Source organism: Friedmanniella luteola (assembly GCF_900105065.1).
GTDB lineage: Bacteria > Actinomycetota > Actinomycetes > Propionibacteriales > Propionibacteriaceae > Microlunatus > Microlunatus luteolus.
In genome coordinates, this window is record NZ_LT629749.1 from 4,046,556 (window position 1) to 4,059,521 (window position 12,966).

A 12,966-nucleotide genomic window follows, 5' to 3' on the forward strand; every position below is an offset into this window, starting at 1 on the left:
ACTGCGGAAGGACGCCCCTTCGGCGGCCGCACACGTGTCTGCTCCCCGCAGCTGCTGCCTGGCCCGGCAGAACCTCAGCCGTGCTGTCGACGGCTCCCGCCGTGCCAGTCCTCCTGCTGCCCGACCGCCCCGGCCACCACCCCGAACGCGGGCAGCTGCGGGCGCTCCCGCAGGCTGCGCTTGAGCTCGGTGAACCCGGGGAACCGCGCCAGCCCGACGACGTGGTCCCACAGCGCGACGGCGTCCTCGGGGCTGGGGAGCCGGCTGATCACCGGGCCGAAGAACGCCGTGCCCTGGGGCGGCTCGACGTGCAGGATCGGGGTCCCGACGTCGCGTCCCGTGAGGGCGAGCGCCTCCTCGGTCTCGGCCCGGATCAGCGCGTCCTGGTCGGCGTCGTCGAGGGCGGCGACCAGCGTGGCCGGCAGACCCGCCGCCGCCAGCGCCGGGGCCAGGAACTCCGGGGTGTCCCGGTTCTCCCCCGCGGCCCAGTCCCCCTGCGCCTCGGTCTCGAACACCCGCTCGCCGAGCGCGGCGTAGAAGTCGCCCACGGCGTCCCGACCGTGCTCGGCGCGCACCCGCGCCGCCACCCGCAGCAGCCGGAGGCCGGCGGTGTGCCCCGCCTCGTACTCCGGCGGGAACTGGGCGGCGTAGTCCACGCCCTCGTTCACGATCCGCAGCGAGATGAACCGCCAGTCCACGGCGTAGTCGCGCTGGGCCGCGACCAGCCGCACCCACTTCGAGGTCATCCAGGCGAACGGGCAGACGGGGTCGAAGTAGAAGTTCAGGTCGGCGTCCACCCGCCCGACGCTAGACCTCCGCACCGCCCCGCGGCGGACCTACCCCACCACCGCCGCGTAGAGCCCCTGGTACGCCTCCCGCCGGCCCCGGTAGTACTCCGCCCGCCCCTCGACGGGCGTCAGCGTCTCCCCCACCGCCGGGCCCACCCGCTCGACGTCGGGTGCGAGCACCTCCAGCGCCAGCAACGCCGTCCCGCGCAGCGTGGCCCGCTTCGTCGTCACCGGCACCACCGGAGCCGCCAGCACGTCGGCCAGGATCTGCAGGAACGACGGCACGTCCTGGGCCACCCGGCCGCTGGCCAGGATCGTCGACGCCGGCCCCGACACCGACCGCAGCTGGTCGGCGATCCGGGCGTAGGAGATCGCCACACCCTCCAGGACCCCGCGGGCCACCTCAGACCCGGTGGTCGCCGCCGAGACCCCGGTCAGCGTCGCCCGGGCGTTCGCCGCCCAGCCGGTCGCCCGCTCCCCGGAGAAGTACGGCAGGACCAGCGGCGCACCCGGCCCCGGCTCCGCCGCCGCCACCGTGTCGAGGGAGGCACCGGCCGCGAGCCGGATCGTCGACTCCAGCCAGGTCACCGCCCGGCCGACGTCGTTGACCGCGCCGCCGAGCAGCGAGCGCGACGCGTCGACGCGGTAGCACCACAGCCCGGACGGCAGCTCGTCCGGCACGTGGTGCACCAGCACGCGCATCGCGCCGCTCGTCGCGGCCGACGCGGCCATCGCCGAGCCGTCGACCGCCCCGACGCCGACGTTGCTCGACAGCCCGTCGGCGACCGCCGGGAACCACGCGGCCCCGACCAGCGCGGGCCACCGCGACGCCACCGACGCCGCGACGTCCCGCAGCGGGGCCGAGGGGTCCCGCACCTCCGACAGCTGCTCGACGTCGACCCCGGCTGCGGCGACCAGCTCGGGGTCCCAGGCCCCCGTCCGCCGGTCGAGCAGCCCGGTCCAGGCCGCCGTCGCGGTCCCGGCGGCGGTCACGCCGGCCAGCCGGAGGTAGACGTACTCCCCCAGCGATATCCAGCGCCGCGCCTGGCGGAACGTCTCGGGGTCGGTCTCCCGCAGCCAGCGCAGCCGCGGCGCCAGGTAGCTGGAGTGCAGGCGGGTCCCGGTCCGCTGGTGGACCGCGGCCTCGTCGAGCTCCTCCCGGAGTGCGACGACCTGGGCACCGCAGCGCGAGTCGGCGTAGGTGAAGCACGGCGTGCAGGCCCGGCCGTCCGCCGTGACCCCGACCAGCGACGAGGCGAAGGTGTCGATCGCGACCCCGCCGACCCGACCCGCGAGCCGGGAGACGGCGAGCGCGTCGAGGATCTCCTCCACCTCACCGACCACGGCGTCCGCGTCGAGGACGGAGGTGCCGTCGCCGCCGGCGGCGAACGCATGCGGCACCTTGTGCCGGTTCCCCTCGACCGGCTGCCCGGCCGCGTCGTAGACGTCGCCGCGGCTCCCGGTGGAGCCGATGTCCAGTGCGAGGACGAACGGCCCCTGCGCCCGGTCGAGCGGCACCCGCCCGCCCCGGTCCGACGGCGCGCTCACCGGTGCGACGCCGCCCGCGGCAGGACCAGCAGCGCGTCGCCGACCGGCCGCTCACCGGTGGCGTCGGACGGGCTGTTGACCACCTGACCGCCGGTGACCATCGTCGTGGAGCCGCCGCCGTCCAGGTTGACCGCCTCGCGCATCCCCAGCGCCCGGGCCAGGGCGGCGGTCTCGACGATGCTCGTGCCCAGGCTGGTGGTGCTGCGGCCGTCGACGGTCGCGATCAGGGTCCGGCCGGCCCGGTCGACGCCGGCGAAGGTGCGCGGGTTCCGCTGGTGGCTGAAGCCGTAGTAGACGCTCGTCGACGGCTGGACGAAGCCGTCGGCCCGCGCCGTCACGTGCACCCGGCCCTCGCGCACCAGCTCCGGACCGCCGTTGACGACGAACGCGCCCGAGCCCGGCCGGAGGAGCCGGTGACCGGACCCCTGCAGCCCCGTGGTCACCCGCAGCCGCTGCCCGACGCGGGCGAGCGCGGTCAGCCGCGGCGCCAGGTCGCCGGTGGCCTGCACCGAGCGCTGACCCTGCGCGAGCGCGACCCCGCGGGACGCCCGGACCGCGACGACCCGCGAGCGCCGGTCGAGGACCACCTCGGCGCCCGCACCGACGGGAGTGCTCGCGCCGAACTGCGGCGTGAACACCACCAGCTCCTCGTCGTCGGTGCAGGTGACGTCGTGCCGGGGCCGCGCCGTCGGCGCGTCGTCGGCGGTGCCGCCGCAGTTGCGGATCAGCCCGGGCACCCGGTCGATGCCGTCCAGGACCAGGCGCCGGCCGTCGCGCGCGACCGAGCCCGTCCACCGCAGACGCTCCACCGCCGTGCGCCGGGCGTCCTCGTGCAGCACCAGGGCGGGCCGACGGCCGACGGTCTCGCTCAGCAGCCGGCCGTCGTAGACCCCGACGCCGGCCGGGTCACCGGGCGCGCCCGCCTTCGGGTCGAGCACGAAGTAGCCCGCGTTCGTCGCCGCGGTCGCCCCGGCGGTCCGGGCCAGCGCGCTGGTCGTCTCGCGCCGCTCCAGGTCGGGACCGTAGGAGGCGACGAGGGACCCGGAGAACCGGCGCGGGTCGATGGTGAGCACCCGGACCTGCCACGGACCGCGCGCGGTCGAGCCGCCGTCCCAGCCGGTGTAGCGGCTGCTGCCGGTGAAGCCGGCGGCGGCCAGCCGGGCCAGCAGGGCGTCGGCGCCGGCCTTCATGGCCTCACCGCCCACCCGCACCCGCCAGCCCAGGCTGCCGCCGGCGTCGTCGGCGGTGGGCGCCGTGACCACCTCCTCGACGCGGGGGTCGAAGCCCGCGCTGCGCACGCGGGCGGCCAGCCCGTCCGCGCTCGCCCGGTCGGAGAGCGCGGCCGGCGGCGCGTCGGGGTCCGGCGAGGTGGGACCCCCAGGGATGGCGAGCTCGACCGTCCAGACGGCCGCCGGGTCGACCGCCCCGCGGACGATGGTGGTGAGGGTGACGCCGGGTTGCACGGCGGTCCTGGTCCGCTGCTCGCCCAGCCCGGCCGGGCCGAGGGGGAGCTCAGCCGCGGAAGCCGGCGGGCGGGTGGGTGCGGCCGCCGCGGCCGGGGCCCCGGCGGCGGGCGACACGAGGACGGCGACGGTGACCAGGGAGACACCGAGACGGCAGGACCGGGAGGTGGGCACGCCTCACCGTAGGACACCGCGCGCCGCCGGGACAGGGCCGTCACCGGGGGCCCCGACTGCTCACACAGCCTCTCGGGCCGGCAGGGAGCTGCACGGCCCGGGCCCCGCCGTCCCGCGCGCAGAATGCATCGAGCGACGATGAGGCCGACACCCCGACCGAGGACCAGGAGCACCGTGACCCCGACCGAGCCGACCGGCGAGTCGATCGCCCTGTTCGACGGCGAGAGCCTCCGCGGCTGGCACGCCGTGCCGCGGCTGCCCGTCCCCCGTGAGCCGGGCGGACCGCAGCCGGACCGGGACACCGACGGCTACCGCCGCGCGCTGACCAGCACCGGCGACTGGACGGTCGAGGACGGCGCGGTCGTCGGCCGGCAGAGCGTCCCGGGTGAGGGCGCCTACCTGCTGACCGACGCCACCTACGGCGACGTCGAGCTGACCTTCGAGGCCCGCCCCGACTGGCCCGCCGACACGGGCCTCCTGCTCCGCGCGACCCCCCTCGGCTCCCAGGGCTTCCAGGTGCTGCTGGACCACCGCAAGTCGGGCAACATCGGCGGCTTCTACGGCAACGGCATCGGCGGCGTGCACGCGATCAACTTCACCCTCGACGTCCGTCGGGACGCCGACGGCCGGCCGGACGGGCTGGTCGTCGAGGACCCGGCGACCACCCTGGAGCCGCTCACCGACGACAAGCGCGCCCACCTCCGGGCCGCGGCGACGGGCGAGGAGTTCCTCCGGGCCTGGCGCTGGGACGACTGGAACGCGTTCCGGGTCCGCTGCGTCGGCCGCCTGCCGGTCCTCACGACCTGGGTCAACGGGGTGCTGGTCGCCGAGCTGGACACCGCGACGCTGGACGACCCGCACTGGCACCCGGAGGCGGTGGCCGAGCTGCTGGGCCCTGCCGGCCACATCGCTCTCGAGGTCCACGACAACGACCCCGGGATGGGCGCCGACCGGTGGGGACCGGGCGCGGCCTGCCGCTGGCGCCGGCTCCGCGTCACCCCGCTCTGATGCCCGACGACGCCGCCGGCTGGCGGGGCTCCGCCGACGCGTGGGCGCGAACCGTCCTCCGGGTCCTCGGCACGGCGCACCCCTACGCGGCCGGGCACGTCAGCGCAGGCCCGGACGACCTCACCGTCGACCCGCGCCGGCTGCACCCCGCCTTCTGGGGCAGCTTCGACTGGCACTCCTCGGTGCACATGCAGTGGTCCGCCGTCCGCCTGCTGACCCTGGCCCCCGAGCACCTCGCCGACGCGACGCGGCGGGACCTGGTGGAGCTCCTCGACGAGCGGCTGACGCCCGCCGCGCTCGGGGTCGAGGCCGCCTACCTGCGCGACCACCCGTCCTGGGAGCGGCCCTACGGCTGGGCGTGGACGGTGGCGCTGGCCGCGGCGGTGGCGGGCTGCCCCCGGCCGGAGGCGGAGCGCTGGTCCGCGGGGCTCGCACCGCTCAGCACGGTGGTGGCCGAGCACCTGCTCGGCTGGCTACCCCGGCTGGACCACCCCGTCCGGCACGGTGTGCACGCCAACACCGCCTTCGCCCTGGCCCTGCTGCACGAGGCGTACGGCGCGCTCGGCCGGGCCGACGTCGTGGCGGCGGTGGCTGAGGCGGGGCGCCGCTGGTTCGTCGGCGACCGGGACTACCCCGCGGCGTGGGAGCCGAGCGGCAGCGACTTCCTCTCCCCGGCCCTGTGCGAGGCGGACCTCGTGCGCCGACTGCTGCCCTCGGCCGCGTTCGGGCCGTGGCTGGCCGCCTTCCTGCCCGGGCTGGGCGGTCCGGACGACCCGCTCCTGGCCGTGCCGGAAGTGCGGGACCCCACCGACGGCCAGTCCGTGCACCTGGTCGGCCTGGCGCTCTCCCGGGCCTGGCAGCTGCGGCTGCTCACCCCCCACCTGCCCGCCGGGGTCCAGCCGCAGGTCGCGTCGGCGGCCGCCCAGCAGGAGGCGGCCGCGACCGCGCAGATCGTCGCCGGGGACTTCATGGCGACCCACTGGCTGGTGTCCTTCGCCCTGCTCGCCGCCACGGCGGCGACGGACGGCATGATCACCTCCTGACTGCGTCGAAGGGGACGAGCGTGCAGAGCAGCGAGGTCTTCGGGTTCAACTACGACGGGTCCTGGGGCACCAGCGGCCTGGACCTGTGGCAGCACCACGACCACGGCCGGATGGCGGTCGAGGTGGCCCGGGGCAAGGAGCACTTCCCCGCCTGGAACACCGCCCGCTGGTGGCTGTCGCCCGACGCCTACCAGCGTGACCCGGCGCGCTTCCTCGCGAACTTCGACGCCGGGCTGGGCATCTTCGCCGCCGCCGGCATCGGCGTCGTCCCGCTGCTGTTCAACCGCTGGCTCGACCCGGTGTGCGACTTCGGCGGCGTGCCGCTGGACCACCTGATCCCGCAGCACAGCGCCTGGAACCGGACCGACGACCTCTTCGCCGACGTCGAGGCCCACGGCCGGCGGCGCAGCCCCGTCGAGGAGGTCCACCACGACTACCTCACCGACGTGGTCGGCCGGCACCGCGACGACGACCGGGTCGTGCTGTGGGACCTGTGCAACGAGCCGCTGATGGGCGGCTACGTCGACGACCCGACCAGCCCGGCGCGGGCCGCGGAGCTGCGCTGGCTCGGCTGGCTCCGCGACGTCTGCCACCACCTGGGGGTGACCCAGCCGCTGACCATCGGCAACTACACGAACACGACCGCCGTCACCCTCACCGAGCCGCTCAGCGACGTCGTGAGCATCCACCCGTACTGGATGTGGAACCTCGACCCGGCCAGCACCCCGATGGCGTCGCAGCAGGTGTTCGAGGAGCACCTGGACGCCTGCCTGGCGATCGCCACCAGGGCGGGCAAGGGCCTGCTGGCCACCGAGACGGTGTGGGGCGCCCGCGACGACGCCACCCATGTCGAGGTGCTCCGCTACACCCTCGGCGAGCTGCGCCGGCGCGGGATCGGGTTCACGGTGCACGCGCTGCACCACAGCCTGGTGTCCGACCTGCACCGCGACGCCTTCGGGCCGGTCGGGCTGCCGGAGTGCCTGCACTTCCTCGAGGCCGACGGCAGCCTGCGGGCCGGGCACGAGGCCGTCAACGCCTTCGCACCGACCGCCGGATGAGCGCAGCGTCACCGGACGACCGCCCCGCCGGCCCGACCCGGGGCCAGGGCGCCGGCCGTGCGCGGCAGAACGCGATCTACCGGGCCGGGGTGCTCGGCCGGAAGCCGGCCGTCCCCACCGACGCCGAGGAGCTCGAGCGCCGGGCCCGGCGGGCCATGAGCCGGACGGCCTGGGCCTACGTGGCGGGCGGCGCCGGGAGCGGCACGACGATGCGGCACAACCGCGAGGCGTTCGAGCGCCACCGGATCGTGCCGCGGATGCTGCACGGCGTCGTCGAGCGCGACCTCAGCACCACGCTGCTCGGCGTCCGGCACCGCGCACCGCTGCTGGTGGCCCCGGTCGGGGCGGCCGACCTCCTCCGCCCCGACAGCGACGTGCTCATCGCGGAGGGCGCGCGGTCGGCCGGCGTCGGCTACGTCCTCTCCAACCAGGGCGGCAGCCCGATGGAGCGGACGGCCGCGGCGATGGGCACCACGCCGTTCTGGTACCAGCTCTACTGGTCGAGCGACGAGGCCCTCGTCGACTCGTTGATCGGCCGGGCCGAGGCGAGCGGGGCGGGCGCGCTGGTCGTCACCCTCGACACCACCGTGCTGGGCTGGCGGCCGCAGGACCTCGACCGGGGCTCGTTGCCGTTCGCCCGCGGGCTCGGTCTGGCCCAGTACACCTCCGACCCGCGCTTCGCCGCGCTGGTCCGCGAGCGCCTGGAGGCAGCGACGACGGCGGCCGGACGCGCCCCGGTCACCCTGGGCGCCCTGCGCAGCCTCTGGTCGATCAGCCGCCACCACCCGGGCCCGCTGCTGGCCAACCTCCGCTCGCCCGAGCCGCGCGCCGCCGTCCAGACCTTCCTCGACGTCTACTCCAACCCCGCCCTCTCCTGGGACCACCTGGCCACCCTGCGCGACCGCACCTCCCTGCCCGTGCTGCTGAAGGGCGTCCTGCACCCCGACGACGCCCGCCGCGCCCTCGACCTCGGGGTCGACGGCCTCGTCGTCTCCAACCACGGCGGCCGCCAGGTCGACCGCAGCATCGCCTCGCTGGACGCCCTCGTCGCCATCCGCGCCGCCGTCGGAGCCGGGCCGACCCTGCTGCTGGACAGCGGCATCCGCTCCGGAACCGACCTGTTCGTCGCGCTCGCCCTCGGTGCCGACGCCTGCCTGCTCGGCCGCCCCCACCTCTACGGGCTGGCGCTCGCCGGGGCCGACGGCGTCCGCCAGGTGCTGGAGAACCTCCTCGCCGAGCTGGAGCTGACCATGGCGCTGACCGGCGCCGACGCCGTCGGAGGCATCACCCGGAAGCTCCTGCAGCCCTGATCCCCAGCGCGACCAACGGCCTGCGGCGAACGCGGGTGGGCCACTAGGATCCGGCCAGGAGGCCCGCCGTGAACACCACCGTGATCGTCGTGATCGTCGTGATCGTCGTCGTGCTGCTGATCCTCGTCCTCGCCCTGGTCCCGCGGTTGCGGCGGCAGAAGCAGCAGCGTGACCGGGCGGAGGCCCAGGAGCGGCTGCAGGAGTCCCAGCGCCTGTCGGTCGAGGCCGAGTCCGCACGCGCCCAGGCGGAGGAGCAGGCCGCCCGCGTCCGTCGCGACCGCGCTGAGGCCGAGCTCCGCGCCGCCGAGGGTGAGCGCGAGGCCCGCGAGCGGATGGCCGAGGCCGAGCGGCAGCGGAGCCAGGCCGACGAGCTGCAGCAGAAGGCCGCCCGGCTGGACCCGGGCCTCGTCGACGGTCCCGAGCAGCAGCGCGGCCACGAGGTCGGCCGCCGCGGGGTGGACGACCGGATCGAGGACGGTCGACCGGGCGACGCGAGCAGGACCGGCGACGACCGCCCGGGCGACGGCCGGGACGACCCGGGTCCGCTGCGCTGAGGCCCGAGCGGGGAGGCCCGACCGAGGCCTGCCCCAAGCACATGGTCCACGGGCCCTGCGGGGGTGTCGGGACGGACGGCAGCTGCGAGCTGGGCGACCGCCGCTGCTCCTTCGTCGACGTCCCGGTCGTGCCCCGGCACCCGCTCGCCGGCCCCGCAGGTCCCGCCGGGACGCCGCGCCCCACCGACCTGCGCGACCTGCTCCGCCAGGGCCGCGTCGTGGTCGCCGACCTGCCGGCCGCCGCGCTCGACGCCGGCTCCCTCACCGCCGTCGGCAACCTCCTCCGCAGCACCGTCCACGCCGTCCTGGCCGGCGACTCCCCGCGCAGCCGGGTCCAGTTCCCACCCGCCTACCGGGCGGCCCTCGTCCGCGCCGCCGGCCTCCGCGCCTGGACCGGCCTCACCTGCCGGGACCGGAACCGCGTCGCGCTCGAGGGCGAGCTCGCCGCCCTGGCCCACCTCGGCGTCGACGCCGTGCACTGCGTCACCGGCGACCACCCGGCGCTCGGCTCGCGCGCCGACGCGGCCGCCGTCTTCGACCTCGACTCCACCCAGCTCGCCGAGCTCGCCGTCGGCGCGGGGCTGCTCACCTCGGTCGGCGAGTCCCCGACCGCTCCCCCGACGGCGCACCGGGCGGCCCGGCTGGTCGAGAAGCTCGGCACCGGGGCGGAGGTCTGCTTCGTCAACCACTGCGGCGGCGCGGGGCCGGTGCGGGTCTTCGTCGAGCACGTGCACGACCTCGGCGCCCACCCGTGGTTCCTGCCCTGCGTGCCGGTCGTCGTCGACGTGGCCAGCGCCGCGCTGCTCGCCTCGTTCCCCGGGCTGGTCCTGCCGCCCGGCCACCTCGACCGCATCCTGGGCGCGCGCGACCCGCGGGAGGCGGGGATCGCGTCCGCCGTCGAGCTCAGCGAGGCGCTGCTCGCGGTTCCGGGCGTCGCCGGGGTCAACCTGTCCGGCGGCAGCGCACCTGGCCAGGAGCTGCCCTTCGCCGAGGCGCTGGCCGAGATCGGCCGCCGGCTCGGGGTCGACGCGTGAGGGCCGGGTAACGAGGAGCGGCGCGGGACCGGTGGGAGACTGGGAGCCCACCCGCGAGCCCGAGAGGGAGTGCGTGACCTCACCCACCGCCGGACTCCACGCCCCGAGCCTGGTCGAGGTCGCCGTCCGCCAGCTGCGGGCCGAGATCCTGGCCGGCGAGCTGCGGCCGGGACAGCGGCTGATCGAGGACCAGATCAGCCTGCGGTTCGACATCAGCCGGGGGCCGCTGCGGGAGGCTCTCCGGCTGCTGACCCAGCAGGGCCTCGTCGAGCACGCGCCCCGCCGCGGCGTGCGGGTCACCGAGCTGAGCGACACCGACGTGGCGCAGCTCTTCGGCATCCGCCTCGCCCTGGAGCAGCACGCCGTGCGGTCGGTGTTCCCGCGGCCGGTCCCCCCCGGCGACGCCGAGCTCGCCGGGCTGCACCGCTGGCTCGACCGCATGCGCGATGCGGAACAGGACGGGGACGCGCTGACCAAGGACGACGCCCACCGGGCCTTCCACGCCGCGGTCGTCGCCCTGGCCGGCAACCGGCAGCTGGACCTCGCCCTCGAACCCGTCCTGCTGAAGCTGCAGCGGCCGATGGCCCTGAACCTGCGGCGCGAGGCGCAGGCGCTCGGTCCGGACGAGGGCCTGGCCCGGCACCAGCGGATCATCGACGCGCTCCGCTCCAACGACCTCGACCGGATCCTGCACGAGCTCGAGCACCACGGCACCCGGCGGTTCCTCCCCGCCTCGCTCCTGGCGTCACGGGCGGAATAACACACTCGTAACGTCCAGCCCCTTCCCCCGCGACCGCCCGATTGTCAACAATCGACGGCATGGGGATGACAGCAGCGCCGGCGGCCGAGACGGGGACGGGTCCGAGCATCGGACCGACGGTCGCCGCGCTGCTGGGGGACCACCGCTCCGGCCGCAGCACCCCGACGGAGACCCTGCGCCGGACCCTCGACCTCGTCGAGGCCCGCGGGTCCGACGGCACGTGGATCACGGTCGTCGACCGCCCGACCGCCCTCGCCCGGGCCGCCGCGCTGGAGGCGGACGCCGAGGCACGACTCCTGCCCCTGTACGGCGTCCCGTTCGGGGTCAAGGACAGCATCGACGTCGCCGGCTGGCCCACCACGCTGGCCTGCCCGGCCTACGCCTACACCGCGACGACCACGGCCCCCGTGGTGCAGCGGCTGCTCGACGCCGGTGCGGTGCTGGTGGGCAAGACCAACCTCGACCAGTTCGCGACCGGGCTCAACGGCACCCGGACGCCGTACCCGGTGCCCCGGAGCGTGTACGGCGGGGACCTGATCTCGGGCGGGTCCAGCTCCGGCTCGGCCGTGGCCGTGGCCGTGGGGGAGGTGCCGTTCGCGGTGGCCACGGACACGGCCGGGTCCGGGCGCGTGCCGCCGGCCCTGAACGGGGTCCTCGGCTTCAAGCCGTCCCGCGGCCTGCTGAGCACGGTCGGTCTGGTGCCCGCCTGCCGGTCCCTGGACTGCATCAGCCTGATCGGCACCGCGGTCGAGGACCTCCGGACGGTCTTCGGCGTGATGGTCGGGCTGGACGAACGGGACCCGTGGACCCGGCCCCGGGTGCGCTGGACGTCGTCGGTGGAGGACCTGGTCGTCGGCCTCCCCGACCCGGCCGAGCTCTCCTTCTTCGGCGACGCCCCGATGGCGGCGGCCCACCACGCGGCCCGCGCCCGCGTGCAGGAGCTCTTCGGCACCAGCACGCCGAGCCTGCAGCCGTTCCTGCAGGCCGGCGAGCTGCTCTACTCCGGACCCTGGGTCGCGGAGCGGCTGGTCGAGTTCGGCGACTTCCTCGCCGAGCACCCCGACGACGTGCTGCCCGTCGTCGGTCAGATCATCAGCGGGGGCGGCCGGTTCAGCGCCGCCGACGTCTTCCGCGCCCAGTACCGGCTCGCCGAGCTGCGCGCGGTGGTCGCCCGCGTCTTCACCCGGACGGACGTGCTCGTCCTCCCCACCGTGGGCACCACCTTCACCGTCCCCGAGGTGCTGGCCGACCCGGTCACGACCAACACGGTGCTCGGGCACTACACCCACTTCGCGAACCTGCTCGACCTGTGCGCCGTCGCGGTCCCCGCCGGTCTCACCGCCGACGGCCGCCCGGCCAGCCTGATGGTCCTCGGACCCGCCCTGAGCGACGACCAGGTGCTGGCCGTCGCGGCCCGCATCGCCCTCACCGACTGACCTGCTGGGCAACGGCGCCCCCGACCCACCCTGCGCGCCCTCCTGCCCGGGCGCGTCCCCTCGCACTCCCTGCGCCCCGAGGAGCTCCGGCATGCCCGAACCCGTCACCGTCCCCGCCGAACCGCAGCCGTTCACCTTCGCGCCCGACCAGGTCGCCCTGGTGGTGATCGACATGCAGCGCGACTTCCTGCTCCCCGGCGGCTTCGGCGAGACGCTGGGCAACGACGTCGCACAGCTGGCCACCGTGGTGCCCCCGCTGCAGCGCGTCCTGGCCGCCGCCCGCGCCGCGGGTCTGCTGGTCGTCCACACCCGCGAGGGGCACCTGCCCGACCTCTCCGACCTGCCGCCCGCCAAGCACCGCCGGGGCAGGCCGTCCCTGCGGATCGGCGACCCCGGCCCGTACGGACGCATCCTCGTCCGCGGCGAGTACGGCCACGACATCATCGACGAGCTCGCGCCCCTGCCCGGTGAGGTCGTGCTCGACAAGCCCGGCAAGGGCGCCTTCTACGGCACCGACCTCCAGCAGGTCCTCGACGAGGCCGGGGTCCAGGCCCTGGTCGTCACCGGCGTCACCACCGAGGTGTGCGTGCACACCACGGTCCGGGAGGCCAACGACCGGGGCTACGAGGTGCTCGTGCTCGCCGACTGCGTCGGCTCCTACTTCCCGGAGTTCCAGCGCGTCGGCCTGGACATGATCGCCGCCCAGGGCGGCATCTTCGGCTGGGTCAGCGACTCGGCCGCCCTGCTCGCCGCCCTCCCCCGTGCCGCCACCACGGCCGCCTGACCAGGA

12 protein-coding genes are annotated in these 12,966 nt (G+C 76.0%); 9 read left to right on the forward strand and 3 right to left on the reverse strand.

Annotated features, from left to right (window positions below):
* Positions 1 to 74: 74 nt before the first annotated feature.
* Genes BLT72_RS18950 through BLT72_RS18960 form a run of 3 tightly spaced genes read right to left on the reverse strand, consistent with a single transcriptional unit; the run spans position 75 to position 3,973 of the window.
* Complete coding sequence (locus BLT72_RS18950; RefSeq protein ID WP_091414841.1) at positions 75 to 797, reverse strand: mycothiol-dependent nitroreductase Rv2466c family protein; 723 nt, start codon at positions 795 to 797, stop codon at positions 75 to 77.
* Positions 798 to 836: 39 nt separating this feature from the next.
* Entirely contained in the window at positions 837 to 2,336 is a 1,500-nt protein-coding gene (locus BLT72_RS18955) for a gluconokinase (protein WP_091414843.1), read from the reverse strand.
* Positions 2,333 to 3,973: a phosphodiester glycosidase family protein gene (locus BLT72_RS18960; RefSeq protein ID WP_231930156.1), complete on the reverse strand. Its 1,641-nt coding sequence runs from the start codon at positions 3,971 to 3,973 to the stop codon at positions 2,333 to 2,335. Before BLT72_RS18960 ends, BLT72_RS18955 begins: the two co-directional genes overlap by 4 nt.
* 174 nt (positions 3,974 to 4,147) lie before the next feature.
* On the opposite strand from BLT72_RS18960, the gene BLT72_RS18965 reads away from it, so the two are divergent.
* The 9 genes from BLT72_RS18965 (at position 4,148) to BLT72_RS19005 (ending at position 12,960) form a co-directional block, all read left to right on the forward strand.
* Positions 4,148 to 4,981 (forward strand): 3-keto-disaccharide hydrolase, encoded by an 834-nt coding sequence (locus tag BLT72_RS18965; RefSeq protein ID WP_197677097.1) that lies wholly within the window; start codon positions 4,148 to 4,150, stop codon positions 4,979 to 4,981.
* The gene (locus BLT72_RS18970) at positions 4,981 to 6,024 is read left to right on the forward strand and encodes a DUF2891 family protein (RefSeq protein ID WP_091417899.1); all 1,044 of its coding nucleotides are present in this window, start codon (positions 4,981 to 4,983) and stop codon (positions 6,022 to 6,024) included. Before BLT72_RS18965 ends, BLT72_RS18970 begins: the two co-directional genes overlap by 1 nt.
* 20 nt (positions 6,025 to 6,044) lie before the next feature.
* Positions 6,045 to 7,082 (forward strand): glycoside hydrolase 5 family protein, encoded by a 1,038-nt coding sequence (locus BLT72_RS18975; protein ID WP_091414846.1) that lies wholly within the window; start codon positions 6,045 to 6,047, stop codon positions 7,080 to 7,082.
* Positions 7,079 to 8,392 carry an alpha-hydroxy-acid oxidizing protein gene (locus BLT72_RS18980; protein ID WP_091414848.1) on the forward strand — a complete coding sequence of 438 codons (1,314 nt, stop codon included), beginning with the start codon at positions 7,079 to 7,081 and terminating at the stop codon, positions 8,390 to 8,392. The genes BLT72_RS18975 and BLT72_RS18980 overlap by 4 nt, the downstream gene beginning before the upstream one ends.
* A 68-nt stretch (positions 8,393 to 8,460) precedes the next feature.
* Complete coding sequence (locus BLT72_RS18985) at positions 8,461 to 8,946, forward strand: hypothetical protein (protein WP_091414849.1); 486 nt, start codon at positions 8,461 to 8,463, stop codon at positions 8,944 to 8,946.
* Positions 8,943 to 9,980, forward strand: coding sequence for a methylenetetrahydrofolate reductase C-terminal domain-containing protein (locus BLT72_RS18990; RefSeq protein WP_280949265.1), 1,038 nt, complete (start codon positions 8,943 to 8,945; stop codon positions 9,978 to 9,980). The genes BLT72_RS18985 and BLT72_RS18990 overlap by 4 nt, the downstream gene beginning before the upstream one ends.
* 73 nt (positions 9,981 to 10,053) lie before the next feature.
* Positions 10,054 to 10,740 carry a GntR family transcriptional regulator gene (locus BLT72_RS18995; protein WP_091414853.1) on the forward strand — a complete coding sequence of 229 codons (687 nt, stop codon included), beginning with the start codon at positions 10,054 to 10,056 and terminating at the stop codon, positions 10,738 to 10,740.
* Positions 10,741 to 10,799: 59 nt separating this feature from the next.
* Positions 10,800 to 12,176 (forward strand): allophanate hydrolase, encoded by a 1,377-nt coding sequence (locus BLT72_RS19000; protein WP_231930158.1) that lies wholly within the window; start codon positions 10,800 to 10,802, stop codon positions 12,174 to 12,176.
* A 91-nt stretch (positions 12,177 to 12,267) separates the two neighbouring features.
* Complete coding sequence (locus tag BLT72_RS19005) at positions 12,268 to 12,960, forward strand: cysteine hydrolase family protein (RefSeq protein WP_091414855.1); 693 nt, start codon at positions 12,268 to 12,270, stop codon at positions 12,958 to 12,960.
* Positions 12,961 to 12,966 lie beyond the last annotated feature (6 nt).